The organism is Bacillus sp. FSL K6-2865, assembly GCF_040311405.1.
GTDB classification, from domain to species: Bacteria; Bacillota; Bacilli; order Bacillales; family Bacillaceae; genus Bacillus; species Bacillus velezensis.
In genome coordinates, this window is the sequence record NZ_CP152036.1 from 3126296 (window position 1) to 3152070 (window position 25775).

At 46.1% G+C, this 25775-nt stretch carries 22 protein-coding genes, 1 tRNA gene and 1 pseudogene; 5 read left to right on the forward strand and 19 right to left on the reverse strand.

Features of this window, described 5'->3' with window-relative positions; translation table 11 throughout:
• Positions 1 to 558 precede the first annotated feature (558 nt).
• Positions 559 to 1687 (reverse strand): annotated as a pseudogene (locus NYE42_RS15475) (Rap family tetratricopeptide repeat protein).
• Between the two features lie 322 nt (positions 1688 to 2009).
• Here NYE42_RS15475 and NYE42_RS15480 point away from each other — a divergent pair.
• Positions 2010 to 2213 carry a hypothetical protein gene (locus NYE42_RS15480; protein ID WP_080130012.1) on the forward strand — a complete coding sequence of 68 codons (204 nt, stop codon included), beginning with the start codon at positions 2010 to 2012 and terminating at the stop codon, positions 2211 to 2213.
• 507 nt (positions 2214 to 2720) lie between these two features.
• Here NYE42_RS15480 and NYE42_RS15485 read toward each other — a convergent pair.
• The 3 genes from NYE42_RS15485 to NYE42_RS15495 form a co-directional block, all read right to left on the reverse strand.
• Positions 2721 to 2793, reverse strand: a tRNA-Ala gene (locus NYE42_RS15485).
• 128 nt (positions 2794 to 2921) lie between these two features.
• Positions 2922 to 3752 carry an undecaprenyl-diphosphate phosphatase gene (locus NYE42_RS15490; RefSeq protein ID WP_015240453.1) on the reverse strand — a complete coding sequence of 277 codons (831 nt, stop codon included), beginning with the start codon at positions 3750 to 3752 and terminating at the stop codon, positions 2922 to 2924.
• 91 nt (positions 3753 to 3843) lie between these two features.
• Entirely contained in the window at positions 3844 to 5004 is a 1161-nt protein-coding gene (locus NYE42_RS15495; protein ID WP_007408629.1) for an AI-2E family transporter, read from the reverse strand.
• 179 nt (positions 5005 to 5183) lie between these two features.
• Here NYE42_RS15495 and NYE42_RS15500 point away from each other — a divergent pair, with 179 nt between their 5' ends.
• Entirely contained in the window at positions 5184 to 6170 is a 987-nt protein-coding gene (locus NYE42_RS15500) for a Gfo/Idh/MocA family oxidoreductase (RefSeq protein WP_015240454.1), read from the forward strand.
• A 31-nt stretch (positions 6171 to 6201) separates the two neighbouring features.
• On the opposite strand, the gene NYE42_RS15505 is transcribed toward NYE42_RS15500, so the two are convergent.
• The 5 genes from NYE42_RS15505 to NYE42_RS15525 all read right to left on the reverse strand — a co-directional run bounded on the left by NYE42_RS15505 (position 6202) and on the right by NYE42_RS15525 (position 15185).
• Entirely contained in the window at positions 6202 to 6726 is a 525-nt protein-coding gene (locus NYE42_RS15505) for a type 1 glutamine amidotransferase domain-containing protein (protein WP_003152143.1), read from the reverse strand.
• Between the two features lie 65 nt (positions 6727 to 6791).
• The gene (locus NYE42_RS15510; RefSeq protein ID WP_039254117.1) at positions 6792 to 8798 is read right to left on the reverse strand and encodes a methyl-accepting chemotaxis protein; all 2007 of its coding nucleotides are present in this window, start codon (positions 8796 to 8798) and stop codon (positions 6792 to 6794) included.
• 115 nt (positions 8799 to 8913) lie between these two features.
• Positions 8914 to 10899, reverse strand: coding sequence for a methyl-accepting chemotaxis protein (locus NYE42_RS15515; RefSeq protein WP_007408632.1), 1986 nt, complete (start codon positions 10897 to 10899; stop codon positions 8914 to 8916).
• 127 nt (positions 10900 to 11026) lie between these two features.
• Positions 11027 to 13015, reverse strand: coding sequence for a methyl-accepting chemotaxis protein (locus NYE42_RS15520; protein WP_039254114.1), 1989 nt, complete (start codon positions 13013 to 13015; stop codon positions 11027 to 11029).
• A 184-nt stretch (positions 13016 to 13199) separates the two neighbouring features.
• Entirely contained in the window at positions 13200 to 15185 is a 1986-nt protein-coding gene (locus NYE42_RS15525) for a methyl-accepting chemotaxis protein (RefSeq protein WP_039254112.1), read from the reverse strand.
• Between the two features lie 141 nt (positions 15186 to 15326).
• On the opposite strand from NYE42_RS15525, the gene NYE42_RS15530 reads away from it, so the two are divergent.
• On the forward strand, positions 15327 to 16064 hold the full coding sequence (locus NYE42_RS15530; protein ID WP_007408635.1) for a protein-glutamine gamma-glutamyltransferase: 738 nt from the start codon (positions 15327 to 15329) through the stop codon (positions 16062 to 16064).
• 17 nt (positions 16065 to 16081) lie between these two features.
• On the opposite strand, the gene NYE42_RS15535 is transcribed toward NYE42_RS15530, so the two are convergent.
• From NYE42_RS15535 to NYE42_RS15565, 7 genes are all read right to left on the reverse strand, one after another.
• Positions 16082 to 16333, reverse strand: a complete 252-nt coding sequence (locus NYE42_RS15535; protein ID WP_007408636.1) for a hypothetical protein — start codon at positions 16331 to 16333, stop codon at positions 16082 to 16084.
• A 25-nt stretch (positions 16334 to 16358) separates the two neighbouring features.
• Positions 16359 to 17390 (reverse strand): nitronate monooxygenase, encoded by a 1032-nt coding sequence (locus tag NYE42_RS15540; RefSeq protein WP_039254108.1) that lies wholly within the window; start codon positions 17388 to 17390, stop codon positions 16359 to 16361.
• Complete coding sequence (locus tag NYE42_RS15545) at positions 17383 to 17805, reverse strand: secondary thiamine-phosphate synthase enzyme YjbQ (protein WP_012118289.1); 423 nt, start codon at positions 17803 to 17805, stop codon at positions 17383 to 17385. Before NYE42_RS15545 ends, NYE42_RS15540 begins: the two co-directional genes overlap by 8 nt.
• Positions 17806 to 17926: 121 nt before the next feature.
• On the reverse strand, positions 17927 to 19585 hold the full coding sequence (locus NYE42_RS15550) for an alpha-glucosidase (RefSeq protein WP_144664226.1): 1659 nt from the start codon (positions 19583 to 19585) through the stop codon (positions 17927 to 17929).
• 89 nt (positions 19586 to 19674) lie between these two features.
• Positions 19675 to 20964 carry a hemolysin family protein gene (locus tag NYE42_RS15555; RefSeq protein WP_003152126.1) on the reverse strand — a complete coding sequence of 430 codons (1290 nt, stop codon included), beginning with the start codon at positions 20962 to 20964 and terminating at the stop codon, positions 19675 to 19677.
• A 42-nt stretch (positions 20965 to 21006) separates the two neighbouring features.
• Entirely contained in the window at positions 21007 to 21684 is a 678-nt protein-coding gene (locus NYE42_RS15560) for a zinc metallopeptidase (protein WP_144463942.1), read from the reverse strand.
• Between the two features lie 46 nt (positions 21685 to 21730).
• The gene (locus NYE42_RS15565) at positions 21731 to 21994 is read right to left on the reverse strand and encodes a hypothetical protein (RefSeq protein ID WP_015418085.1); all 264 of its coding nucleotides are present in this window, start codon (positions 21992 to 21994) and stop codon (positions 21731 to 21733) included.
• 132 nt (positions 21995 to 22126) lie between these two features.
• Here NYE42_RS15565 and NYE42_RS15570 point away from each other — a divergent pair, with 132 nt between their 5' ends.
• Entirely contained in the window at positions 22127 to 22381 is a 255-nt protein-coding gene (locus NYE42_RS15570; protein WP_003152123.1) for a protein mistic, read from the forward strand.
• Positions 22378 to 23364 carry a potassium channel family protein gene (locus NYE42_RS15575; RefSeq protein WP_007408644.1) on the forward strand — a complete coding sequence of 329 codons (987 nt, stop codon included), beginning with the start codon at positions 22378 to 22380 and terminating at the stop codon, positions 23362 to 23364. The genes NYE42_RS15570 and NYE42_RS15575 overlap by 4 nt, the downstream gene beginning before the upstream one ends.
• On the opposite strand, the gene NYE42_RS15580 is transcribed toward NYE42_RS15575, so the two are convergent.
• Genes NYE42_RS15580 through NYE42_RS15590 form a run of 3 tightly spaced genes read right to left on the reverse strand, consistent with a single transcriptional unit; the run spans position 23361 to position 25552 of the window.
• Positions 23361 to 23765, reverse strand: coding sequence for a YugN-like family protein (locus tag NYE42_RS15580; protein WP_012118292.1), 405 nt, complete (start codon positions 23763 to 23765; stop codon positions 23361 to 23363). The two genes, NYE42_RS15575 and NYE42_RS15580, sit on opposite strands and share 4 nt — an antisense overlap.
• A gap of 22 nt (positions 23766 to 23787) precedes the next feature.
• Positions 23788 to 24141 carry a hypothetical protein gene (locus NYE42_RS15585; RefSeq protein WP_015418089.1) on the reverse strand — a complete coding sequence of 118 codons (354 nt, stop codon included), beginning with the start codon at positions 24139 to 24141 and terminating at the stop codon, positions 23788 to 23790.
• Between the two features lie 58 nt (positions 24142 to 24199).
• The gene (locus tag NYE42_RS15590) at positions 24200 to 25552 is read right to left on the reverse strand and encodes a glucose-6-phosphate isomerase (RefSeq protein ID WP_007408647.1); all 1353 of its coding nucleotides are present in this window, start codon (positions 25550 to 25552) and stop codon (positions 24200 to 24202) included.
• Between the last annotated feature and the right edge of the window lie 223 nt (positions 25553 to 25775).

Sequence of the window (25775 nt, forward strand, 5' to 3'; positions counted from 1 at the left end):
TTGATTCTCTTTTATCCGTTGATACTTATGAAGTTGGGAGATGATCAAATGACTGATTTCGAATGAAAAGTGTACCGGATTATCTTTAACATGATCCAATTCGGAAAAAACCCCTCCTTGGATGAATTGAAGAGAAAAACCGGCAAGGATGAACGCGCTATCCGGGAAGCAGTGAAGAACCTCATGAGGCAGCGTATGCTGAAATGGGATAAGAATAAAAACAAGTGGATGTTTTGAAACAATATAATGAAGAAAGGAAAAAAGCCTTTTCCGAAGAAAAGGCGTAAGCTGATCAAGTCTGGAAACGATCTGAGGCAGTTTGAAAGGTATCATGTGTTTGTTTTTCCACTGTGTTCACACCCACTTCGCATATAAAAGATAACGACAGACCCAAAATAATGAAAATGCTTTTTTAAAAATTCATACAGGCACTCTCCTTCTTAGGTTTGATTACGATCAGACGAAACTTGATAAGATCCATCAAATGAAACAGCCGATGTTGCTAGACCGATCCCTGACATTAAAACGACAGCCGACACAATGATAAATACGCCTTTTCTAAAATTCATACAGGCATTCTCCCCTCTGAATTTGTTTTTGCGTTTGAATCATTTTTTGATGATAAAAATAAGATTTGTCATATTGCTTTGACTCTGCATAAACAGCAGCCGTATCAAGAGCAATATCTTCTACATACGAATAGTTTTTATTTTTCTCAAGGTAATCAATTGTTTTTTTGATTCCCATTTGGTCTATTGCATTAATATATAAAGCCTCCAAATATTTTTGCAGAGATTCAAACAGCTTATCTCCTTGAAATATCGCTGATGAAAGTCCCTTTTTGCTGATTTGAATCGCCTCGCTTGTTTTCCCTTGTTTAAATAGAAGCTTTGCGTATGTAAACAAGGAATGCGGAAGGTTACCCAATTTATACTTTTCAGATATCTCCGCTGCTTTTTTTAAGTAGATTTCAGCTTTATTGTATTCTTCTAAGTCTCCGTAATTCTTTCCTATGTTGTAATAAGCAGAACTGAGCAGCCTTTCATTATTGTTTACTTGTTTCGACAACTCTAAAGCTTTTTCTAAATGCGGCAAGCTTTTTTCATAACGTTTAAAGTCTACATAGTTCCCTGATACGACAAATAGACATTGAATTTTCCGGACCTTATACAACTCATACTGATCGTAAATATCGAGCGCTTGCTTTACGTGATGCATGGAGACTGGCTTTGTTTCATACCGTAATATGCTTCAGCCAGTTTAAAATGAAACTCCGCTCTCTCAATTTCATCATGCACATGAACGAGTTGTTTTTCAGCCTCTCTATAAAAGCCGATCGCCTTTACATACTGCTTTTGATCAAATTCATACATGCCGCGGAAAAATAAAGAATAATAGCACAGCAGGCCGGAAATTCCTTTATTTGATGCTTCGATTTTTTCCAACAGCTCGTCAATTGTCGGTCTCACACGGGTAGTCACTGGTTCTAAATAATCCAACAGAGCTGATGGCGGAATTTCATGAGGGTGTAGTAAATCAGTAGATATTCGTCTTCTTCCATCTCATTTATTTCTTGTTCCACTTCCGCTTTCAAAATCTCCGCATCCGGAACACTGAACTGACGTATCATTTTGTACCATTCATTGATCTTAACGCCAACCTCTGATGATGGTAAAACAGAACTCACAAGGCCACTCCTCCTTTTATATAATATTCTAACATTTCCAAATTATGTTTGAACGAAAAAAAACCGCAATTTGTTTGCGGTCTACCAGATTACTTATTTTCACGTAACTGTTGGAAACGACCATCCCATTTGCGATAATAAAACTAATGTATGGGGAATATAATTGGGAGGGATTAAGGATGTGTCATTTTAAAATGCGCCTTACTTTATCACTCAAATGTTTAAAACTCTATGAAAATGTTTACTTTGGGATAGTGTTTATAAGTAGACTCTCTACAAGTCTACTTTATTTTTTTCTCATAAATAAACGAGGTGAAAATCAATGGATGGTATAAAATTTTTAGAAGATATGACACGACTCGGAGTAATCATTTTGGTGTTCTCCGGATATGCTGTTTATTGGAAATTAGGTAAAACAAAAAGAGAGCGAGGGCTTACAAAATTTGAAGCTTGTCTTAGGTTCTCTGTGATGTTTGGTATATTAGCTTGGGGGATTTCGACTCTTGCTTTGAGTTTATGGTCATAATCCTTTTTGTCAATATTCGATCTATAGTCTAAACAGATTAAAATCAGATAAATGCACCCGCAATTTTCCAAAATAGGGGGTTATAATATGGCGTTTATACAGTGCAATGATTGGGCGGTTTTCGGCATGGTGAAGGACTTGCCTTTCAATCGCATTTGGATGTGGATTGGGAAAGAGGCGGCTTCTATGTAAATCGATCAATTTCTAAAACGGTCAACGGGCAGCCTCTTGTAAAACCACCTAGGCTCTCCTTATAGAAGCCGCTGAAAATATAAGCGCCATTCAGAAACGCGCCGATCATGCAAGCCGAAGACATGTAACTAGAAAACCTTGGAAATGAGACAGCTCAATATTTTGATCAATTCAATCCTAATTTGAAGGCGAAAAGCAACTAAACTTCCTCAAAATAAATTTTTCGTCCCCAAATTGTCCCCAATTGCTTTTTGGGACTATTGGCCCTGTTCCTGACAAACAAAAAAACCCTTATAGAATAAGGGTTTAAAGGTATGGAGCCAAGGGGGCTCGAACCCCTGACCTCTACGCTGCCAGCGTAGCGCTCTCCCAGCTGAGCTATGGCCCCGTGCTGTAACGTCATGTTTTATTATAGACGAGTCTTCTATGAATTTCAAGCAGAAAATTCAGTTTGCTCATATTTTCCTGAGACGTTTTTCGAACATAAAAAGAAGACCCTCCGGGGGGCCTCTTCGTTTATCGCACGAGCATGATTAAAATGATGCCGAGGATGACACGGTAAATGGCGAACGGGACAAGCTTAATCCGGTTAATAAGCCGAAGAAAAAATTTGACGACTAAGAGGGCGACGATAAAGGCGCAAATAAAGCCGACAAGAAAAAACGGAATCATGTCATAAGAAAGACTGCTCCAGTATTTCACCAGCTTCAGAAGGCTTGCGCCCGCCATAATCGGAATAGCCATAATAAATGTGAAGTCTGCGGCTGCCCGGTGATTCAAGCCGACAATGACACCTCCGGCAATCGTTGAGCCTGAGCGGGAAAATCCGGGCCATAAGGCGAGACACTGGAATAATCCGACACAGAAAGCCTGTTTGTAGGTGATTCTGTCCACCGTATCGATCGTTTCTTTCCTTTTATTGATCCAGTCCGCTATAAGCATAAGCACGGCTCCGGCAATTAATCCGTAAGCGACCGTTCTGACGGAGAATAAATAGCGGTCAATGAAATCCTCAAATAAAAAGCCGAGCACCGCCGCCGGAACAAGACCGACGGCGATTTGCGCGATGGTCAGCCTGTATCCCTTCTGCTGATCGCGCGTGACGTTTTTTTTGAGGCCGAGTAAATGTAATATCCGATCCTTAAACACAATGGCCACCGCCAGAATCGAACCGAGCTGAATCACCACTTTGAAGGAATTGGCGGCTTCCGGATTCATCAGGCTTCCGGATTTCAGCCAGATGTCATCCGCTATGATCATATGTCCCGTGGAAGAAACCGGCGCATACTCCGTCAGCCCTTCCACGATTCCCAAAACGGCTGCTGTGAACATCTCCCATAGTGTCATCCCATTCTTCCCTTCATTCATCATTTACAAAAGAGAAGCTCTCCTCTGAAGGAAAGCCTGTCTTATAATAAATATCATATCCGTTCCGATTTTATGACTTCGATCCAGCATCATTTTTTTCTTCTTCATATAAATGCGAACGCATTTTGAACCAATCAAACAGATGGGTCGTGACCACTTTGATGACCGCATACCCCGGGATGGCTAAAATAATGCCGACAACCCCGAACAGCTTTCCGGCGGTTAAAAGAACAAAGATGATGGTAATCGGGTGAATGTGAAGATTTTTCCCCATGATCTGCGGCGAAATTAATTTCCCTTCCACGAGCTGGACAACGGTCCATACAATCGCAAGCTTCAGCAGCATAAGGGGCGAAGTGACCAACGCGATAATAATCGCCGGCGTGATGGCAATGGTCGGCCCTAAATACGGAACAACGCTCGTACAAGCGGCAATGACCGCAAGCAGTGACGCATAATCAAGTCCGATAATCAGATAGCCGATAAATAATAAAAACCCGATGCAGAAGCTGACGATGACCTGTCCTCTGATATAGGAACTTAATCTGTGGTTCATTTCACTAAGCATCGTATACGTTTGTTCTTTCAGACGGGTGGGCACAAACTTTAAGATATAAATCGGCAGTTTTTTGCCGTCTTTCAGCAAATAGAACAGAATAAACGGCACGGTCACAATTGAAATAATCACTTCCGTCAGCGCGCCGATAAAATTCCCGACTCCGGTAAATGTGCTGTTTGCAATTGTCGCCGCCTGCGCCGATACTTTATTAGCAAGATCGGAAATATTGATATTCATCGTCTTTTGCGCCTGATTTACAAAATCGCTTCCGATCAGGCTTTTCGTCTGATCTTCAACGATGTCCACATATTTCGGCAGATTGTCGATCAGGCTCATGATCTGTTCCTTTAAAAACGGAATAATTGAAACGACCGTAATCGTAATCAGCCCTATAATAATGAGGTAAAGGAGCAGGATGGAATAGACTCTTTTCACTCTTATTTTTTCCAATATATCTACGATCGGATTAAGCAGATAATAAACAATTCCTGTCAAAATGACGGGGAGCGCAATCGTTTTGAGCAGGACGATAATAGGTGTGAAAATAAATGATGTCTTCATAAAGACAAGGATATTGAGACCGATGAGCAGCAATACAAGCAAAAACAAGACAAATTTATTGTCTAAGAAAAACTGTTTAAATCTGCCGCCCCATGTTTGCAATGTTTCCACTATTGTTCCTCCATCATATGTATTTTACTTAAATTGTACACTATCGTTCCTGTAATGAAAAATAATAACCGGTCTCTATGGGAATTTTTCCTATCCCTTTAGCCGGCAGCCTTTTTTCCATTTATGTTTCTCAGAAAAAAAGCTATAATGTAAGCCAATACATAGAAGGAGCGATAGCAATGATTCGATTTGCAACAGTCGGAACGAATTGGATTACAGAACGATTTCTGGAGGCGGCTTCTGCTATTGATGATTTTCAATTAACGGCGGTTTATTCCAGAACTGAGGAACGCGCGGCGGAATTCGCCGGCAAACACGGCGCTGCTCATTATTTTACCAGCCTGAAAGAAATGGCGGAAAGCAAAGCCTATGACGCGGTGTATCTCGCCAGCCCGAATGCATTTCACAAAGAGCAGGCGGTCCTTTTTATGGAACACGGCAAGCATGTACTGTGCGAAAAACCGTTTGCGTCTAACGCAAGGGAAACGGATGAAATGATTCACGCAGCCAAAACGAACGGCGTTCTCTTGATGGAAGCCATGAAAACAACGTTCCTGCCGAACTTCAGCATGCTTCAAAACCACTTACATAAAATCGGACCCGTCAGGAGATTCACGGCAAGCTACTGCCAATATTCATCACGATATGATGCATATAAAAACGGTACGGTGCTAAACGCGTTTAAGCCTGAATTATCGAACGGTTCGTTAATGGACATCGGCGTGTACTGCATTTATCCGGCCGTCGTCCTGTTCGGCAAACCGAAAAACGTCATTGCGACCGGTCATAAACTAGCATCCGGCGTTGACGGCGAAGGTACGGTCATTCTGTCATACGACGGATTTGAAGCGGTGCTGATGCATTCGAAAATCTCAAATTCGTTTGCCCCGGCGGAAATTCAGGGTGAAGACGGCACGATCGTTCTGGACAGCATTCACGGACCGGAACGGGCGGAAATCCGCTATCGTGACGGCCGGACGGAAGACATTTCAGTCCCTGATCTGAAACCATCGATGTACTACGAAACGGCTGAATTCATCAATCTTCTTCGAAACGGACAGCGGGAGTCTTCCGAAAATACATTTGAACGTTCTTTCATTACGGCAAGCATTATGGAAGAAGCGAGAAAACAAATAGGAATTGTCTTTCCCGCCGATCAAAACTAAAAACATCCGCCCTGATTCGGGCGGATGTTTTTTATTTGGACGCTAACAGGTCAGCAAACGCTTTTGCATACTGCGGAAGGTCGGGCGGGCGGCGGCTTGATACAATGTGGCCGTCAGTTACGACAGCTTCATCCAGCCACTGTGCCCCTGCATTTGTCATGTCGTCTTTGATGCCGGGCGTGCTCGTTACTTTTTTTCCTGCGAGAATTCCGGCAGATATGAGCACCCAGCCCGCATGGCAGATCTGGCCGATCGGCTTTTTCTGCTCGTTCATCGTACGGATGATGTCCAAAACTTCGGGATATCTTCGCAGTTTGTCAGGAGCCCAGCCGCCGGGCACGAGCACGGCGTCATACTCCTGAATAATCAGGCTCTTAAAATCGTAATCCGCCGTCGCGGGCACGCCGTATTTTCCTTTGTATGAACGGCCCGCTTCTTCTCCTATTAAATGAACGATCGCGCCTTCCTCTCTCAGCCGGTAGACGGGATACCAAAGCTCTAAGTCTTCAAAATCGTCACTGACAAGCGCTATGACTTTTTTACCTTCTAATCTCATCACTGCCACTCCCTTCTTTTATATTAGTGTATCGCTTTTTTCAGATGAGGAAAAGAAACAGCTCGCTACAGCTGTTCTTCGTCTTCAGACTGAATCGTAAATTTCCGTGTGACCTGCTGCAGTTCTTCAGCCATATGCGCAAGCGTTTCGGCGGATGAACTGATTTCTTCCATGGAGGCCAGCTGCTCTTCAGCTGAGGCGGCGATGTCTTGAATGCCGGCGGACCCTTCTTTGGCGACTGAGGTAATGTCCTCCACCGCGTTTGTCACATTTTGCGACCCGGCTGCAAGCTTCTCAAGCGTTCCGTTCATATGCTGCAAGGCGCCTGAAATCTGAGTCGTCATTTCTGAGATTTTTTTGAAGCTTTCGGCCGTTTGATCCGTAATATCGAGGCCTTCCTTCACATCTTGATTCACCGCTTGGAATACGGAAAGCGATGTGGCGATTTCTTTGACGATTTCCTGAATCAGCGTTTCGATTTCCTTCGCGGAGCCGGCTGATTGTACGGCAAGCTTTCTCACTTCTTCCGCAACGACGGAGAAGCCCCGCCCGTATTCGCCTGCTCTGGCTGCTTCAATGGCAGCGTTTAAGGCAAGCAGATTTGTTTGATCGGCAATGCCGTTAATGACGTTGAGAATGCTCTTAATGTCGTGCGACTTCGTTTCCAGCCCTTTTACGACCGCTTCCGCCTGCTGTACGGAACGATCAATTGTTTTCATCTGGCCTACCGTTTTCGCCACTAATTCTTCTCCGCTTCCGGCCGTTTCAGAGGTTTGGATGGCGGATTCAGTGATTTCCGCCGATACATTCGCCGTCTCGGCAATGCCGGCATTCATTTGGGAAAGATGATCAGCACTTTCTCCCAATTTCTCGCTTTGTGATTCGTTTCCGTTTGAGAATTGTTCAATCGCCAGTGTAATATGCTCTGTCGCCTTGCTTGTCTGTCCGGCGGATGCCGTCAGCTCTTCGGATGAAGAAGCGACATGTTCGACGGATGATTGGATGACGCCGATGACAGACCGGAGTGATGCCGACATCTCATTGAAGCTTTGGCTGAGCTGCCCGAATTCATTTTTTGACTTGATGTCAATGACTTCCGTTAAATCGCCGTCACTGATTTTAGCTGATGTTGAAACAAGTTTTTTGAGCGGTTTTGCAATCGAGCGAATGATAAAAAAGATTAAAATACCGCCGACGATAAGAGAAACCGCCAGGATGATCAGCGCCATTTTCATGACAGGCGAGGCTGCGTCATGGATCTCACTGACAAAAAATGTGCCGGCGATTTTCCAGCCCGTCAGTTTGTTTGTCGTGAAGGCCATTTTCTTCTGCTGTCCTTCAAACATGTATTCAAACGATCCGCTTGATTTGGAAAATACTTCTTTCATCCACTCTCCGGAGCCCTCCGTTCCCGCTTTTATAGTCGGATGGGCGATGTATTTTTTATCTCCCGTTGTAATGAAGGCAAATCCTTTATGACCGATCTGCACACGTTCGGAAGCGTTCAGCAGGTCGCCCAGATTAATATCAAGCGCCACAACGCCTGATCCGTCTTTTGTCTGCTGGGCAATCGTAACGACCGTCTGTCCGGTTGCAGCGTCTTTATAAGGCTCGGTAAACACCGGCTGTCCGCTTTTTTCAACCGCTTTTGTGTACCACTCGCGCGTGAGCGGATTATAATCGGACGGCATATCAACGGACGGATATTTCACGAACGCTTTGTCGCGAGACGCGGCGTAAATTGACGCGACATCGTCATTTACGGTGACATACTGCTTCATATTGTCGAGCAGTACCGATTTATTTTTTGTGTTCAGTTTTTCCTTAGTGATTGATTCGCTGTAGTAGTCAATCGCTTTCAGCTTGCCTTCGAGCATGTTTTCCAGCACGCTGTTCAGTTCGCTGACATTTCCCTGGGCGCTGTGGGTCAGTTCGCTTTCTAATGTACTCCCCGCCGTTTGGTAGCTGAAGTAGGCGAGTATGCCGACCGGAAGCACCAATACGGCTAAAAATGCCGCGATCAGCGGCTTGCTGATGGATGGCTGTTTGATCCAATGTATCAGTTGTTTCATTTTTTCAGTCTCCTTCTTTGAAAAGCTAAATCTAATATCGTCAGATAGGACAAAAGATTTATTAAAAAAACTAAAAAAAACACCCAAACAGCACATTTGGGTGTTCTATGACCTATTAATCTATTTTAAATCGTTTCGTCATATCACGTAATTCTTCCGCCATTTGGGATAACGTTTCCGAAGACGAACTGATTTCTTCCATTGAAGCCAGCTGTTCTTCGGCGGAGGCCGCAATATCCTGAATGCTGGCGGAGCTTTCTTTTGCGATGGACGCGATTTGCTCAGAAGCTCCTGAAATCTGCTGAGAGCCTGCTGTCAGCTGTTCTACCGTCGCATTCATATTTTGAATTTCTCCGGCGATCTGGTTCGTCATTTCAGAAATCCGTTTGAAGCTCGTTTCGGTCTGATTCGTAATATCCAGTCCGCTCTCCACCTCTTTGTTGACGGATTGGAACATGCCGAGAGATGTATTGATTTCGTTGACGATTTCTATGATTAAGCTTTCGATTTCTTTCGCTGAATCGGCAGACTGGACCGCAAGTTTTCTGACCTCTTCGGCGACGACTGAGAAGCCCCGCCCGTATTCACCCGCACGTGCGGCTTCAATTGCCGCGTTCAGCGCAAGAAGGTTTGTCTGGTCAGCGATTCCGTTAATGACACGGAGAATGTTTGTAATGTCTTTTGATTTTGTTTCAAGTCCGCGCACCACTTGTTCAGCTTCTTTCACTGACCGGTCAATGACGTTCATTTGGCCGACCGTCTGGTGGACGAGCTTTCCGCCTGAATTGGCGACTTCCGCTGATGTGGCGGAGGATTCGGTAATGACGGCAGATGCTTTCGCCATATCTTTAAGCCCGCTGTTCATTTGGTAAATATGTTCCGCCGCGCTTTCAATGTTTTCACTTTGGCTTTCATTTCCGTTAGAAAATTGTTCGATCGCCAGTGTGATATGTTCGGTTGCCTTGCTTGTCTGCTCCGCTGAAGCCGTCAGCTCCTCTGAGGAAGATGCGACGTTATTCACGGAATCCTGGATGGCATGGATGAGAGACCTGAGCGAAGCGGCCATATTGTTAAAGCTTTTGCCAAGCTCGCCTAATTCATCTTTTGACTGAATCTCGATCGTTTCTGTTAAGTCGCCTTCACTGATCTGTTTCGATGATGTCACAAGCTGCTTGAGCGGTTTTGTGATTGAACGGATAATTAGCACCATGACGATGGTTCCGATCACAATCGCTAATACGAGAACGAGCAGGGACAGATGAAGGATCGGCAGGGCCGCTTCATGAATTTCGTCCAGATACATCGTTCCGGTAATCTTCCAGCCTGTCAGCCCGTTTGTATCATAAGCCATTTTCTTTTCCTGGCCGTCGTATTTGTATTGAAAATCACCTTTTTTGCTGGTGAACAGCTGTTCAGCCCACTCCCCGTTTAATACTGTGCCTGACGTGCGGTTCGGGTGGGCGACCACTTTTTTGTCTTTCGTCAGGATAAAAGCGTAGCCTGATTTTCCGATGTTCACTTTCTTTGTCGTTTTCAGAAGCTCATCGATTTTCATATTGATGGCGACGACTCCTGAGCCGTCTTTCGTCTGCTGAACGACCGTCACGACCATCGTATTGGTGGAAGCCGTGCGGTAAGGATCTGTTACAACAACTTTCCCCTTATTTTCCACGGCCTTTTTATACCAGTCTCTTTCAAGCGGATTATATCCTTTAGGCATCTGCAGATCCGGATACCGTGTGAAATGTCCTTCCGTGTCACTCGTATAAATGGATTCCACGTCTTTATTGATCTTCATGTACTCTGTGAATTTATCGGTAATTTGCGATTGGTTTTTCGGCTTGTACCGATCCTTTGTGAGCCAGTCGCTGAAATATGCCGTTCCGTCTTCCTTTTGGCTGATGCTTGTGTTGATCATATCGTTAATCTGCTGCACATTATCTAGTGCGCTTCCCATCATCTGCCTGTCAAGCGTGCTTACCGCCGATTGATAGGCGATAAAAGCCAGCGTTGAAATAGGAAGAATGAGTATGGCCAAAAAAGAAATGAGCAGTTTTCTTGTAAGCGATCTCTGCTTGATGATTTGCACAATTTTTTTCATCTGCTATATCTCCTCTTGCGTGTTTACCCTTCATATCGGCAATTATGGGTAATTATACACATCCAAAAAGAAGAAATATAACGAAACATACTTTTTACCTATCTTAAAATTAGTCTTTTAGACTTAATTAAGAGTTTATCTTAAAACGCTTTGTCAGTTCGCGTAATTCTTCCGCCATTTTTTCCAGCGTGACGGCGGAGGAACTGATTTCCTCCATGGACGCAAGCTGCTCTTCAGCTGAAGCCGCGATGTCCTGAATGCCGGCCGCGCTTTGTCTGGAGACGGCCGCGATATCCTCTGAAGCGTTTGATACTTCCTGAGACCCGGCAGAAAGCTGTTCCACGGTTGCATTCATATTTTGCAGTTCACCGGCAATCTGATTTGTTTTAACGGAAATGTCCCGGAAGCTTTTTTCCGTTTCGTCCGTTAACTGAAGTCCGCTTTTCACCTCGTGATTGACGGATTCCAGCATTCCGAGCGAAGTATGAATTTCTTTGACGATTTCATGAATTAAGGATTCGATTTCTTTCGCTGAATCGGCGGATTGGACGGCAAGCTTTCTCACTTCTTCGGCAACGACTGAAAAACCGCGTCCGTATTCTCCCGCTCTTGCCGCTTCAATGGCTGCATTTAAAGCAAGGAGATTCGTTTGATCGGCAATGCCGTTAATGACGCGCAAAATGCTGGTGATGTCCTGCGATTTGAGTTCAAGCCCTTGTACGACTTGCTCCGCTTTACTTACGGATTGGTCAATGGCGCCCATCTGGCCGGCTGTTTTCTTGACAAGCCGCTCACCGGCGCCGGATATCTCCGCCGATTCAATTGACGTTTCCGTCACCACGGCTGCCGCTTCCGCCAGATCACTGAGCCCGTCTTTCATCTCATTCACTTGGGCTGTCGCTTTATCAATACTCTCACTTTGGTCTTCCGTTCCATTAGAAAACTGTTCAATCGCAAGGGTGATATGTTCCGTTGCTTTGCTCGTCTGCTCAGCCGAAGCCGTCAGCTCCTCTGAGGAAGAAGCGACATGTTCAACAGAGTCCTGAATTCCCTGAATAAGCGAACGGAGTGAATCTGTCATATGATTAAAACTTTTACCGAGCACGCCCAGCTCATCTTTAGAGCTGACATCAATGGTTTCCGTCAGATCTCCGCCGCTGATTTTTTCCGCTGAAGCTACGAGACGTTTTAACGGTTTGGTAATTGAGCGGATGACAAAATAAATGAAAATCATCCCTGCGGCAATGGCTATCGCCAATATGATAACGGCCAGAGTCAGAACCGGTCTTGCCGCATCCTTGATTTCTTCCACGGACATGGTTCCGCTGATCTTCCAGCCCGTCGCTTCATTGGTCACGTACGCCATTTTTTTCGCTTTCCCGTTCAGCGTATATTCAAAGTCGCCTTTTTGCCCGCTGAATAATGTATCAACCCATTTTCCCGATACCGCCGCGCCGGCTTTTTCATCACTGTAGGCAACGGCTTTTTTATTTTTGCTGAGGATAAAGGCGTATCCTTCTTTTCCGATGTTCACTTCTTTTGTCATCGTGATGAGATCGTCGATTTTTATATCAATGGCGACGACGCCTGATCCGTCTTGCGCCGCGCGGGCCATGGTGACAACCATCTTTTTGTTTGAGATGGACTCATAAGGGTCTGTGATGATGGTTTGGCCTTTATTCTCCATAGCTTCCTGATACCAGCTTCTTTCAAGCGGATTGAAATCGGCCGGCATATCGGCATGCGGATAACGGGTAAACGTTCCTTCCTTGCTGCTTGAAAATACGGCGGATGCTTTATCATTGCTTTCAATAAACTGTTTGAACCTTTCTTGCATTTCCGTTTGGTTTTTTTCTTTAAATTTAGCGCTTGTCGCCCATTCGCTGAAATATGCTGAGCTTTTTGTAAACATTCCGATCCGGTCATCAATCATATTGTTTAAGATTTGCACATTTCCTTCGGCGCTTTCCATCATTTGCTTTTCAACGGATGAAGCCGCCGAACGGTAGGCGCCGGCAGCCAATACTGCTACCGGAATGATTAAGATCAGTAAAAATGAAATGATCAGTTTTTTGGCTATTGATTTTCTGGCGATTTTTTTTGCTGTTTTTTTCAATTTTGTAAACCTCTTTCAATCATTTACTGTTTATATCGGCCAACTCCCTTTTTATTACATTGAAAATTAAGTCATAAATGAAAAATAGTCCTATGTACTCCCTTTGTATGCAAGACTTTTTATTCAATTATCCGGCTGTCACTATAAAAAAGGACGCCTTCCCTCCGGAAAGCGTCCTTTTTTACTAGTTGATTTTAAATTGTTTCGTTAATTCCCGCAGTTCTTCGGCCATTTGCGCCAAAGTATCGGCGGATGTGCTGATTTCTTCCATTGATGCAAGCTGTTCTTCTGCGGATGCGGCAATATCCTGAATGCTTGCTGCGCTTTCCCTAGATACGTCCGCAATATCCGTCACTGCGGCTGAAACGTGCTGGGAGCTGTCTGACAGCTGTTCAACCGTGCCGTTCATCGATTGAAGCTTCTCGGCGATATCGTTTGTCATGCCGAAGATATTCTGGAAGCTTTCTTTCGTGCGGTCCGTCACGGCAAGTCCTGATTGAACTTCTTCATTAACGGATGTGAACATGTGAAGTGATGTATTAATCTCAGCCGTGATTTCCTGAATGAGTTTTTCAATCTCTTTGGCAGAACCGGCGGATTGGACGGCAAGCTTGCGCACTTCTTCGGCTACCACTGAGAAGCCCCGCCCGTATTCACCGGCTCTTGCCGCTTCAATGGCTGCATTTAAAGCAAGCAGGTTTGTCTGATCGGCAATGCCGTTGATGACTCTTAAAATATGAGTGATGTCTTTTGATTTGGCCTCAAGGCCTTTTACAACCGCTTCCGCCTGCTGGACCGATTGATTGATGAGATTCATCTGCCCGACGGTTTGCTGCACATATTCTTCCCCTGTGCCGGCAGCTTCCTTCGATTGTTTAGATGCTTCCGTAATGGATGATGATGTGCGGGAAACGGCGGCGAGTCCGTCATTTATATGATTCAGCTTGGCTGAGCTTGAATCGACTTTTTCGCTTTGCTCTTCGTTTCCGTTTGAAAACTGCTCAATCGCCATCGTAATATGTTCCGTCGCTTTGCTTGTCTGCGAAGCTGAAGCAGTCAGCTCTTCTGATGACGCGGCCACATTGTCGACAGAGTTTTGGATCGCGCTGATCAGTCCGCGCAGAGATTCTCCCATTTCATTAAAGCTCGCGCCGAGTTCGCCCAATTCATCTTTCGAGCGGATATCAATGGTTTCAGTCAAGTCTCCGCCGCTGATTTGTTTAGAAGAGCGGACAAGCCGTTTCAGCGGTGACGTAATGGATCTGACAATCAACAGAATTAAAATTCCCCCGATGATAATGGATGCTGCAAGGACGATCATTCCCATCGTCAGCACCGGTTGTGAGGCGTCTTTAATTTCGGTGAGCTCCATGCTCCCCTCTATTTTCCATCCGGTCAGTTTATTTGTCGTAAACGCCATTTTTTTATTTTGATCATCGAGCTTGTATGAAATAATGCCGCTGTCTTTGCTGTATACCTCATTCAGCCACGGGGTTGAAACTTTATCGCCAGGTTTGTGGTCTTTATGCGCGACATAGGTTTTATTTTTGGACGTGATAAACACGAATCCTTTTTGTCCGATTTTGATTCCCTGCATTTGCTTCAGCAGCTGGTCAATCGTAATATCCATGGCCACTACGCCTGTTCCGTCCTGCATCTGCTTTGCCACGGTAACGACCATGCTGCCGTCGCTTGCCGCGGTGTAAGGGTCGGTGACAACGAGCGTGCCGCCAGCCTTCACAGCGTCTTTATACCAAGTGCGTGTTCTCGGATCGTAATCGGCCGGAGTATTCTCCTTCGGCGCCTGTGCGTAGCTGCCGTCTTCCGTTCCTCCGTAAATGCGGGCTACGTCCTTATGAATAGACGTGTATTGCCCGAACTTTTCTTCAAGAGCAGACATGTTTTTCTTTGAGAAGGATGACCCTTTTAACGTTTCACTGAAAAATTCAATTGCCTTTGCTTTTGCGCCGATATCATTTGTAATCGTTGTGTTAAAAGATTCGATGTTATTTTTCGCGTTGCCTGAAATCTGATCATCCAGCGAATTGCTCGCCGTATGGTATGAACTGAATTCTAACACGAGAATCGGTATGATTAAGATCACGATAAATGAAATGATTAATTTACGTGAAATCGATGCCTTTGTGCACCAATTAATGAATTTTTTCATATTAAGCTGCTCCCTCAAGTGTGATACCTTATATATCGGCTCAGTCTTCACATTTTGTTAACATTTCCTCCTTTTTTATGACTTGATTTTCATTGCCCAAGCTTCCTGCATATCTTATAAAAAAAGATAGGGGGCGCGCAGATGATTATCATATCCGGCCAAGTGCTACGGCCTCAGGACATCGCGAACTGGCAGACGGAAGAAAGCCTTGTTCCGTATATAAATGAACTGCTCAATTCTCCCGTACAATTCGATTACGGGTCGATTGCTGAACTGATGTTCGAGGTGCGGCTGCGCCGCCATATTGTGGAAGCCGCAAGAGAACTGCACGGATCAGGTGTGAAATTTGCAACTTTCGCCAAAACATACGGAAATACGGCTTATTGGAGAGTGACGCCGGAAGGAGCCTTGGAGCTGAAGTACAGAATCCCCGCTTCAAAAGCGATTCGGGACATTATTGAAAATGGGGCGTTTTACGCATTTGAATGCGCTACCGCCATTGTTGTGATTTATTATCTGGCCGTCTTAAAGACAATCGGTGAAGAACGGTTTAACCGGCGTTTCCGGGATATCACTTTGTATGACTGGCACTATGAGCATCTGCCGATCTACACGGAAACCGGCAGCCACTTTTTACGGGGAGATTGTTTATATTTTAAAAATCCTGATTTTAATCCTGCAAAGGCTCAGTGGCGGGGAGAGAATGTCATTGTGATGGGGAATGATCAATATTTCGCCCACGGTCTCGGGATTCTGACCGCTGAACAAATCATCCAGAGATTGAATTCTTTAAGAAAAAAAAATGCCGTGCAGCCGGCTTATCTGCTTAACCAGGCAACAAGGCTTGATGCACCCGCGCTTTATCAGATCATGCATTAAAACAATCCCATCGTCTGTCATTGTGACGATGGGATGCGGAATGCTTTTCTTTTCCGGTAAAAAGCCGTCGTGCCGAGCGCTTGGTTTGCAGCCCATTCAAACTTCTCTAAATCATGTCGGGTGACGGCTCTGTCCCGTCGGCTCCATTTAATGGCGCGGACAAAGTAATACCCTTTAATCGGCGCCATGGTGACTTTGGAATGCGGAAAATCTTCAAAGACAAACTCAATAGTCCCTCTTTTTTTATAGGACATTTGAAGAATCTTCATCATCCATCACCTCACGATTTCTGGATTATGATTCGCACAATCCGTCCAAAACGGTTTTCACGTCTGTCGGCCCTTCAAGTTTCGCGGCGGACTGGCCGGCCCATAAAGACATATACTCCGCGTCTCCTGATTGAGCCGCGTGCCCGCGCATCGGCTTTGTCAGCGTATTATGCAGCGGATAAGGCAGCGTATTTCCCTCGTCAGCCTCATATGTTTTCATGAACTGATTCACGATTCCCCGCGCCTGTTTTCCCGAAAACAGAGTGGTCAGCCGCGTGTCGGCTCCTTTTGATTCGGCAATGGCTTTTTGATATGCCGGTGAGGTGCTGCTTTCTTCACAAAGGAGAAACGGTGTTCCTACTTGAACGCCGTCCGCACCCAAACATCGGGCCGCCTGCACGCCGCGGCGGTCAAAAATGCCGCCTGCCGCAATCACCGGGATATTCAGCGCGTCTCTAGCCTGCGGAATCAGCGCCATAAGGCCGAGAGCCGGTTCTCCTTTAACCGGCAGAAACGACCCGCGATGTCCGCCGGCTTCTATTCCCTGAAGGATAACGGCGTCCATCCCCCGTTCTTCAAAGGCCTTCGCTTCCTCCGGCGTTGTCGCCGTGCCGAAAAGGAAACAACCGCTTTTCTTCAGCTTTTCCGCCGTTTCTTCCGGCGGCAGGCCGAAGGTGAATGAACACGCTTTGACTCCGTAACGGATCAGAAGCTCCGCTTTTTCCTCGAAATCATTCCATTCTTCTTTCAGATCAGAGAACGGCTTGGCGTCTTTGGCCCTCGGGATGCGGGCTTTCCATTTTTCAACAAGTTCCGGCTCAGGCATCTTCCTTTCTTCCGGGACGAAAAGATTTACTTGAAAGGAGCGGTCCGTCAGCTCTTTCATCTCGATAAGCTGTTTTTCAAGCGCTTGCGGACTGACGTATCCTGAAGCGAGGCTTCCGAGCGCCCCTTCATTTGATACCGCCGAAGCCAGACGCGGCGTGACCAGCCCGCCGGCCATCGGCGCCTGAATGACGGGCTTTGTTAATGATAATGCACTCATCCACTCACTCATTTGTGTTTTCCTCCGGTTCAGCCTGTATTTTGATATAACATGTTCTGTTTCGCGGACCGTCAAATTCGCAAAAATAAACGCCCTGCCATGTTCCGAGTATCAGGCGCCCGTCTTCTATGATGACATGCTGGGAGGCGCCGGTTGTACTCGCTTTCATATGTGCTGCCGTATTTCCCTCCATATGCCGGTCCAGTTCGTGCTCCCACGGATACATTTCATCAAACCTTCTGAGCATATCCCTCTTCACATCCGGATCGGCATTTTCATTTATGGTAATGCCGGCGGTTGTATGGGGACAGTATATGAGCGCCAAACCGTTTTTTACGCCTGTTTTGCGGAGAAACGCTTCAGCTTCATGTGTGATGTCGATCATTTCATCCCGTCTGTTTGTTTGAATCTGCAATTTTTTCAGCATATAGATGCCTCCTTTCTTTTTCTCTTCCTTTCCCATATTCGTTTCTGTATTTGTCTTTTCCTGTCGGATCGCGATGATAAACGCAGATCACAAAAAACTTCAGCCTCGGGACTGAAGTTTTTCACCATATATATACGCGGGCCTCATAAGGCTTTAAAAGAAAGGATGTTACATGGCGGTGCGCTTCTGTCTCTGCGTTTGCAAGCACGAGAGAATCGGAGTCAAGCGGATAACCGGGATGCCTGTATAAAGCGGGGGTTCGGGACAGATTTGTGATGATCAGGGCGGTTTTTGTTCCGTTTTTTCTTAGATAGGCATAAATCTGCCGGTCATTCGGAAGCAGCAATTCGTATGTGCCGCTGATCAATACGCCGTGTTCTTTTCTGAGGGTGAGCAGCCGTCTGTAGAAATGGTATACGGATGTTTCATCCTGCAATTGTGATGCAGCATTCAGCCATGTGTGGTTCGGATTCACTCCGAGCCACGGAGAAGCATCAGAAAACCCGCCGTTCGCCTCACCGCTCCATTGCATCGGTGTCCGTGAATTATCCCGGCCCTTCTTCCAGATGATCTTCATCACTTTTTCATGCGGAACGCCGCGGGACGTCTCTTTTTCATACAGATATTTCATTGCGGCGTCATCATAATCTTCAATGGATGGGAACGAAACATTGGTCATTCCGAGCTCCTGCCCCTGGTAAATAAACGGCGTGCCTTTCATCAGCATATACATCGCGGCGAGTGCCTTGGCGCTTTCTGTCAAAAACCGTTCGTCACCCCATACCGAGACGGAACGGGGCTGATCGTGGTTCTCCATAAATAACGCGTTCCAGCCCTTTCCTTCAAGACTGTTCTGCCAGCCGGACAAGACGCGCTTAAGCGCCGGAATGGAGATGCTTTGATCATCTTCCGTATCCCAGAGGCCGAGATGTTCAAATTGAAAAATCATTTGAAAGACGCCGTTTTCTTCACCGGCCCAATCAGCCGCCTCCCAAGCCGCCACTCCGTTCGCCTCGCCGACCGTCATGATCGGATAGCGCGAAAATGTTTCCCGTTTCAGCTCTCTTAAGAGATCCATTATGCCTTCCCCATTCATATGATACGGGAAAGACGGGACGTACGGGAGACCGTCCGGATTCGGCATGTCAGGGAGCCCTTCTTTTTTCTTAATGTGAGAAATGGCATCCACCCGGAAGCCGTCTATGCCTTTATCAAGCCACCAGCGGACCATCTCATAAACGGACTGCCTCATCGCTTCGTTTTCCCAATTTAAATCAGGCTGTTTTTTGTCAAACAGGTGCAGGTAATACTGGCCGGTCTCTTGATCATATTCCCACGCTGATCCGCCGAAAATGCTTTCCCAATTGTTCGGCTCTTTGCCGTTTTTTCCATCTCTCCAGATGTACCAGTCCCGTTTTTCGGAATCTTTCGCCGAGCGTGATTCGATAAACCAAGGGTGCTCATCGCTTGTATGGTTGATGACGAGGTCTATAATCAGCTTCATGCCGAGCGCATGGACATCCGCAAGGAGCCGGTCAAAATCCTCCATCGTCCCGAATTCGCCGGCAATTTGTTTATAATTCCGAATATCGTAGCCGTTGTCCGCGCCCGGCGAGTCAAAAACGGGACAAAGCCAAATCACATCCGCCCCCAACTCTTTTATGTAACGAAGTTTTGCTCTGATGCCGTTCATGTCGCCGATTCCGTCCCCGTTCGAATCCATAAAGCTTCGGGGATAAATTTGATAGACGGCCGCCGTTTTCCACCAATCCGTTTTCATACCGACACTCCTTTCTTTACAGCATATGAAGGAGCGGGACGAAGAAGCATTTTTTCCATAAAAAAAGCCTCATTGCAAAAGCAGGAGGCTCAGAAATCAGTTTTTTTAATTTCAACGAAGCGGATATGATGGTCTTCCGCTTCCAGCACCTTAAATTCACACCCTTCGGCATGAAACACATCACCATTTTTCAGCTCCATTTTTTGTGTTAAGAGCCAGCCGGCAATCGTGTCAATGTCTTCATTTTCGATGGCGATATCAAGGAGATCATTCACCTCTTCTATGAGCGCCTTGCCGTCCATCACATAGTGGTGTTCGCCTTTTTTGACGATGTGGGGCATTTCATCCTGGTCATATTCATCACGGATTTCCCCGACGATTTCCTCCAATATGTCTTCGACGGTCACAAGTCCCGCCGTGCCGCCGTATTCGTCAACGAGAATCGCCATATGAATCCGCTCCTTCTGCATGCGGATCAAAAGCTCCTGAACGGGGATGCTTTCAATGACTCTGATGACCGGACGCATAATTTCTTTTAATTCAATGGAGCGGCCGAGAAAATACGCCTTAAATAAATCCTTATTGTTAATAATGCCGAGAATGTGATCTTTGTCTTCCTTAATAACCGGATATCGCGTATACCGTTCGTTGATGATCAAATGTATGGCTTCATCAACTGACTGTTCAAGCGAGATGACGGCGATTTCGGTGCGCGGCACCATGATTTCTCTGGCGACCCGGTTATCGAATTCAAATATTTTATTGACGTAACGGAATTCAGATTGATTGATTTGACCTTTTTTATAGCTTTCAGACAAAATCAGCCGCAATTCTTCTTCACTGACCACGACCTCATGTTCTTTCACCGAATGAAAACCGAACAGCTTGACCAAAAATCCGGCTGAGCCGTTTAACAGCTTAATAAACGGATACATCACTTTATAAAAGAGGATGAGCGGTTTCGCCGTCCACAGACTGACGGCTTCAGCTTTTTGAATGGATATCGTTTTCGGCGCAAGCTCGCCGATGACGACGTGCAGATACGTGACGGCGATAAACGCTGCAATAAACGTGACGACGTGCGTAATGGATGACGGCATTCCGATCAGGCTGAAAACAGGATGAAGAAGCCGCTGAATCGTCGGTTCACCGAGCCAGCCGAGTCCGAGCGCCGTAATCGTAATGCCGAGCTGGCACGCTGATAAATATTCATCGAGATTTGAAATCACCCTGTGCGCCGCGAGCGCCCGGCTGTCTCCGGTTTCAACCAGCTCCGCGATTTTTGAACCGCGGATTTTGACAATCGCAAATTCCGCAGCGACAAAGATGGCCGTTAATCCGATTAACAGCATAATGAGAATCAGTTTTAATATAAGCAAAAAAACCCCTACCGCAAACGGTAAGGGGCCACCTCCTTCGTGTTAATTCTCATCACGACCATTTAAGAAAATCATCACAAAACGAAGCAGCTCGAATAATGAAACGAGCGCCGCAGCCACATACGTCAGCGCGGCGGCGTTCAGCACTTTATTCACGCCGTGTTCTTCACTGTTGCGAATGAATCCTTCCGACACGATAATCCGCTTCGCCCTCGCGCTGGCATTAAACTCGACAGGCAGTGTGACAAGCTGGAAAAAAACAGCGGCCGAAAACAAAATAATGCCGAGTCCGATTAAGTTCAAGCTGCCCAGGAGCATCCCGCCCAAGAAAAGCAGAGGGGCAACCCCGGAGGCAAAATTGACGACCGGAAACATTTTGTGCCTCAGCACAAGCGCGCCGTATGATTCCTGATGCTGCAAAGCATGTCCGACTTCATGGGAAGCGACGGAAATGGCGGAAATGGAGCGGCCGTAATATACCGGCTCAGATAAACGCACCACCCGCTCCGTCGGGTCGTAATGGTCTGTTAAAGTGCCTCTTACCGGTTCTACCGGCACATCATATAAACCGTTAATATCAAGAATCCGTCTTGCCGTTTCCGCCCCCGTCCGCTGACTGGAAGCTTCTACGTCTGAGTATTTCTGAAAATTGCTTTTCACTTTAAATTGTGCCCAAAACGACAATCCCAATGCAGCAATTGTTAAAAAGATAAACAGCATATTATCCTCTTCCTTTTTCTCTTATATCGTACGATTTGCTTATATATTATTTTAATGATTGTCCGCTTTCCTGTACAGAAATCCGCTTCTTTTTTCTGACAGGAATCAAACCTCCGAGCATGATGAGGATACACCCGGCCAATCCGATGTAAAACGGAAACGTGCCTGCGGTCTCTTTTGCAAAAACAAGCCATGAAAATCCGCCGGACATATGATTGTATCCATTCAAATCGAAAATAAGCAATACGGCCGCCGAAGCGAGCAGCTGCGCTCCGGCCAGCGCCGCCAGCAGTTTTTGAATGACTGTCATTTGACTCACCCTTTTTCGGTCCGCTTTCTTTATCATATGAAAAAATGAGGGTGAATATGTTTTCGGCGATTTTTGAAAGACATCAAACGAACTGGGACATACTGTATAAAAAAAGATACAGGTGTGATCGACATGAAAGTGACAAATGGCGAGAAAGAACAGCTGAGCAATGCGATAGACAGAATGAACGAGGGGCTTGACGCCTTTATCCAGCTCTATAATGAATCGGAAAACGACGAACCTCTCATTCAGTTTGAAGATGAGACGGCCGATTTAATCAGACATGCGCGTGACTCATACGGCCAGGAACAGCTGGACGAAAAACTAAACACTATTATTAAGCAGATTTTATCCATCTCTCTGTCGAAAGAAGAGCCGGACGAATGAAATCAAACCGTTTATTTATTTCCTGGCTGAGATGGCCGTTATATGTTCGGATCGGACTGATCATTATCGCCTTGATTTTATTGTTCGGCCAACTCATTTACATGCTTGAACCGAAGCAATTCACGTCTGTGTTTGAAGGGGTTTGGTGGGCGGTTATTACGGTGGCCACGGTCGGCTACGGCGATTACGTTCCCCAGACGCCGCTCGGGCAGATTGCCGGCATGGTGCTTGTATTAAGCGGAGCGAGTTTTGTGACCGCCTATTTCGCCACGCTTTCTTCAGCCGTGTTCAGCAAACAGCACCGCTATGTCGAAGGCAAGGTCGCCTTTAAAGGCAAGGGGCACGTCATTCTTATCGGATGGAATGAGAAGTCGCATATGCTGCTGAAAGAACTGCAGCACATCGCACCGTCAAAAACTGTCGTCCTGATTGATGATTCATTAAGGGAAGGGCCGCTTATTGAAAACGTCCATTTCATCCGCGGACATGCCGCTGATGACAGCACGCTCAATAAGGCGAATATTACGGAAGCCGATACCGTCATTTTGACAGCAGACCAGCAGAAAAATGAATCCGAAGCTGATATGCTGTCGGTATTAACGCTTCTCGCCATCAAAGGGCTGCATCCGTCCGTTTATTGTATCGTGGAAATTTTAACGGAACGGTATGTCAAAAACGCCGAGCGCGCAGGAGCCAATAAGATTCTGTGCACATCACGCCTGTCGAGCCGGGTGATGTTTGAGCATTACCGGGTCAAGCTGCAGCTTGCCAAACCGCAAACGCTGTCAGATCTGACGCTGGAGAAAAAGGTGCGCATCATTCCCGTCCCCGAGGAATTAAAGGGTTCATCTTATCATGACTGTGCGCTCTATTATCTCAAACGGAATACCACGATCATCGGCATACAAAAAGAAGAGGGGCCGATGCTGACCCCTCCCCTGTCATACCAGGTGCTCGATACTGATCTGTTTTTGGCTCTTTAATGCAGCAGGACGTCTTCCAGCTCTTTCACAAGCGAGATGCCGATATCTGTATATGAGCGGTCAATTGCTGCATCCCGCCGTTTCGGCTCGGAGAATTGGTTGAATAATGACTCAAAAACACCGCCGCCTGCGTGATCATCCGTTTCCTCCTGATAGACGTGCCTCAGCAAAAAGGGGGTGCCGATTGTAACGGCGGCCCCCCGTTCATCCAGGTGTCCCTTATTTGCTTCAACAGGGATACGGAGAAATAAATAGCCGTCCTGATCGGAAATTTTGTAATCAAAGAACCCGCGGTCATACTCCCAGCCGCCTCCGATGGTATAACCGATCGGTTTCAGCACCTGTTCCAGTTCGCGGAGTAAAAACGATTGCCCTTCAAGTGAAGATGGAATGCTGATCATGTGCATATGCTCCTTTTTGTCTTTAGCGTCCCCGCTCTGCGGCATCTTCATACGGCGCCCGGGAAGAATCGGGAGCGGCAGACAGACGCCGGAAAGAGATAACGGCGCATTCAATCAGAACATACGTCACAATTGCGGAGAGAACGGCTTCCGTTGAAATATAGAAAACGGCGGCATAGAGACAGCACTTCGTGATCAGCGACTGCATCCGGCCAATCTTCAGTTTCAGCCGGACCATGTCCGTAAACAAGCCGAGAGGGAAAGCGAAAAACAGGATGGTTTGTAAGAGGGATTCAGGAGACAGTTTTAGTGCCGAATAGACAATAGCGGCGGAACAGACGGAAATGACGGCATGCTTACATAAGAGTCGTATCATTCATCATCACACCTTTCACGGTTTAAAAAAGGCTGACCCGTCGGGCCAGCCTTTCTTTTTATTTTTCAAGGCGTTTTTCAAGCTCTGCTTTTTTCTCTTCAAAGCCCGGTTTGCCGAGAAGCGCGAACATATTCACCTTATAGGCTTCAACACCCGGCTGATCAAACGGGTTGACTCCGAGCAGATAACCGCTCATCGCCACCGCTTTTTCAAAGAAATAGACGAGATATCCAAATGTATATGCATTAAGCTCCGGAATATTGACAATTAAGTTCGGCACTTTTCCGTCTGTATGGGCAAGCATCGTGCCTTCGAACGCTTTTTTGTTGACGAAATCGACCGTTTTGCCGGCTAAGTAATTTAAGCCGTCGAGATCATTTTCCGCTTCTTCAATTGTCAGCTCATGCTTCGGTTTTTCAACGTTTAATACAGTTTCAAACAGATCGCGTCTGCCTTCCTGCACGTATTGACCGAGAGAGTGAAGGTCTGTTGAGAAGTTAGCGGAAGAAGGATAGATGCCTTTTTCATCTTTTCCTTCACTTTCGCCGAAGAGCTGCTTCCACCATTCCGCAAAGTATTGCAGCGCAGGCTCATAGTTGATAAGCATTTCAATGGTTCTTCCTTTATTATACAGAACGTTGCGGACGACGGCGTATTGGTAAGCCGCGTTCTCTTCTAATTCCGAGCTGGAAAAGTCTTTGCTTGCATCAAGAGCGCCTTTCATCATTTCATCGATATCAGCCCCGCTTACCGCAATCGGCAGAAGACCTACCGCAGTCAGAACGGAGAAACGTCCGCCGACATCATCAGGAATAACGAATGATTCGAAGCCTTCTTCATTAGAAAGAGTTTTTAAAGCGCCGCGCTCTTTATCTGTCGTCGCGTAAATCCGCGCTTTCGCTTCTTCTTTTCCGTATTTTTCTTCAAGAAGTTTGCGGAAAATCCGGAAAGCGATTGCAGGTTCCGTCGTCGTGCCTGATTTAGAAATGACATTGATAGAGAAATCAGCGTCTTCCAAAAGATCCATAACATCTTTCATATAAGTTGAGCTGATATTGTTGCCGATAAAGATAACTTGAGGGTTTTTGCGCTTGTCTTTCGGCAGAACGTTATAGAAAGAATGATTGAGCGCTTCAATCGCCGCGCGGGCGCCTAAGTATGAACCGCCGATACCCACGACGAGAAGCACGTCTGAATCTGATTTGATTTTTTCAGCGCTTTTTTTAATGCGCGCGAATTCTTCTTTATCGTAGTTTTCAGGGAGGTCCACCCATCCTAAAAAGTCGCTTCCGGCGCCTGTTTTTTCATGGATATTATGGTGTGCCGTTTTTACGAAATCACGTGCGTATGTAAGTTCATGTTCATTGAAAAAAGGTAACGCTCTTGAGTAATCAAAGCGTACATGCGTCATTTGCTTGTCCCTCCATCACGGTGAATTGTTTTCTCTTTCACTTTATATGAACTCACCCGCTAAATCAAGTCATGAAGAAAGCATGATGAATACGGGATTTGCGCTAAAAATGCATTCATTTTTTATACAATATCCCGTATTCGATATGGTTATATTTGTAATAATCGTGAGAGGCATAACGAATCGAATGTTGGTGATCCAGGAACGTATCACCTTTACTTTG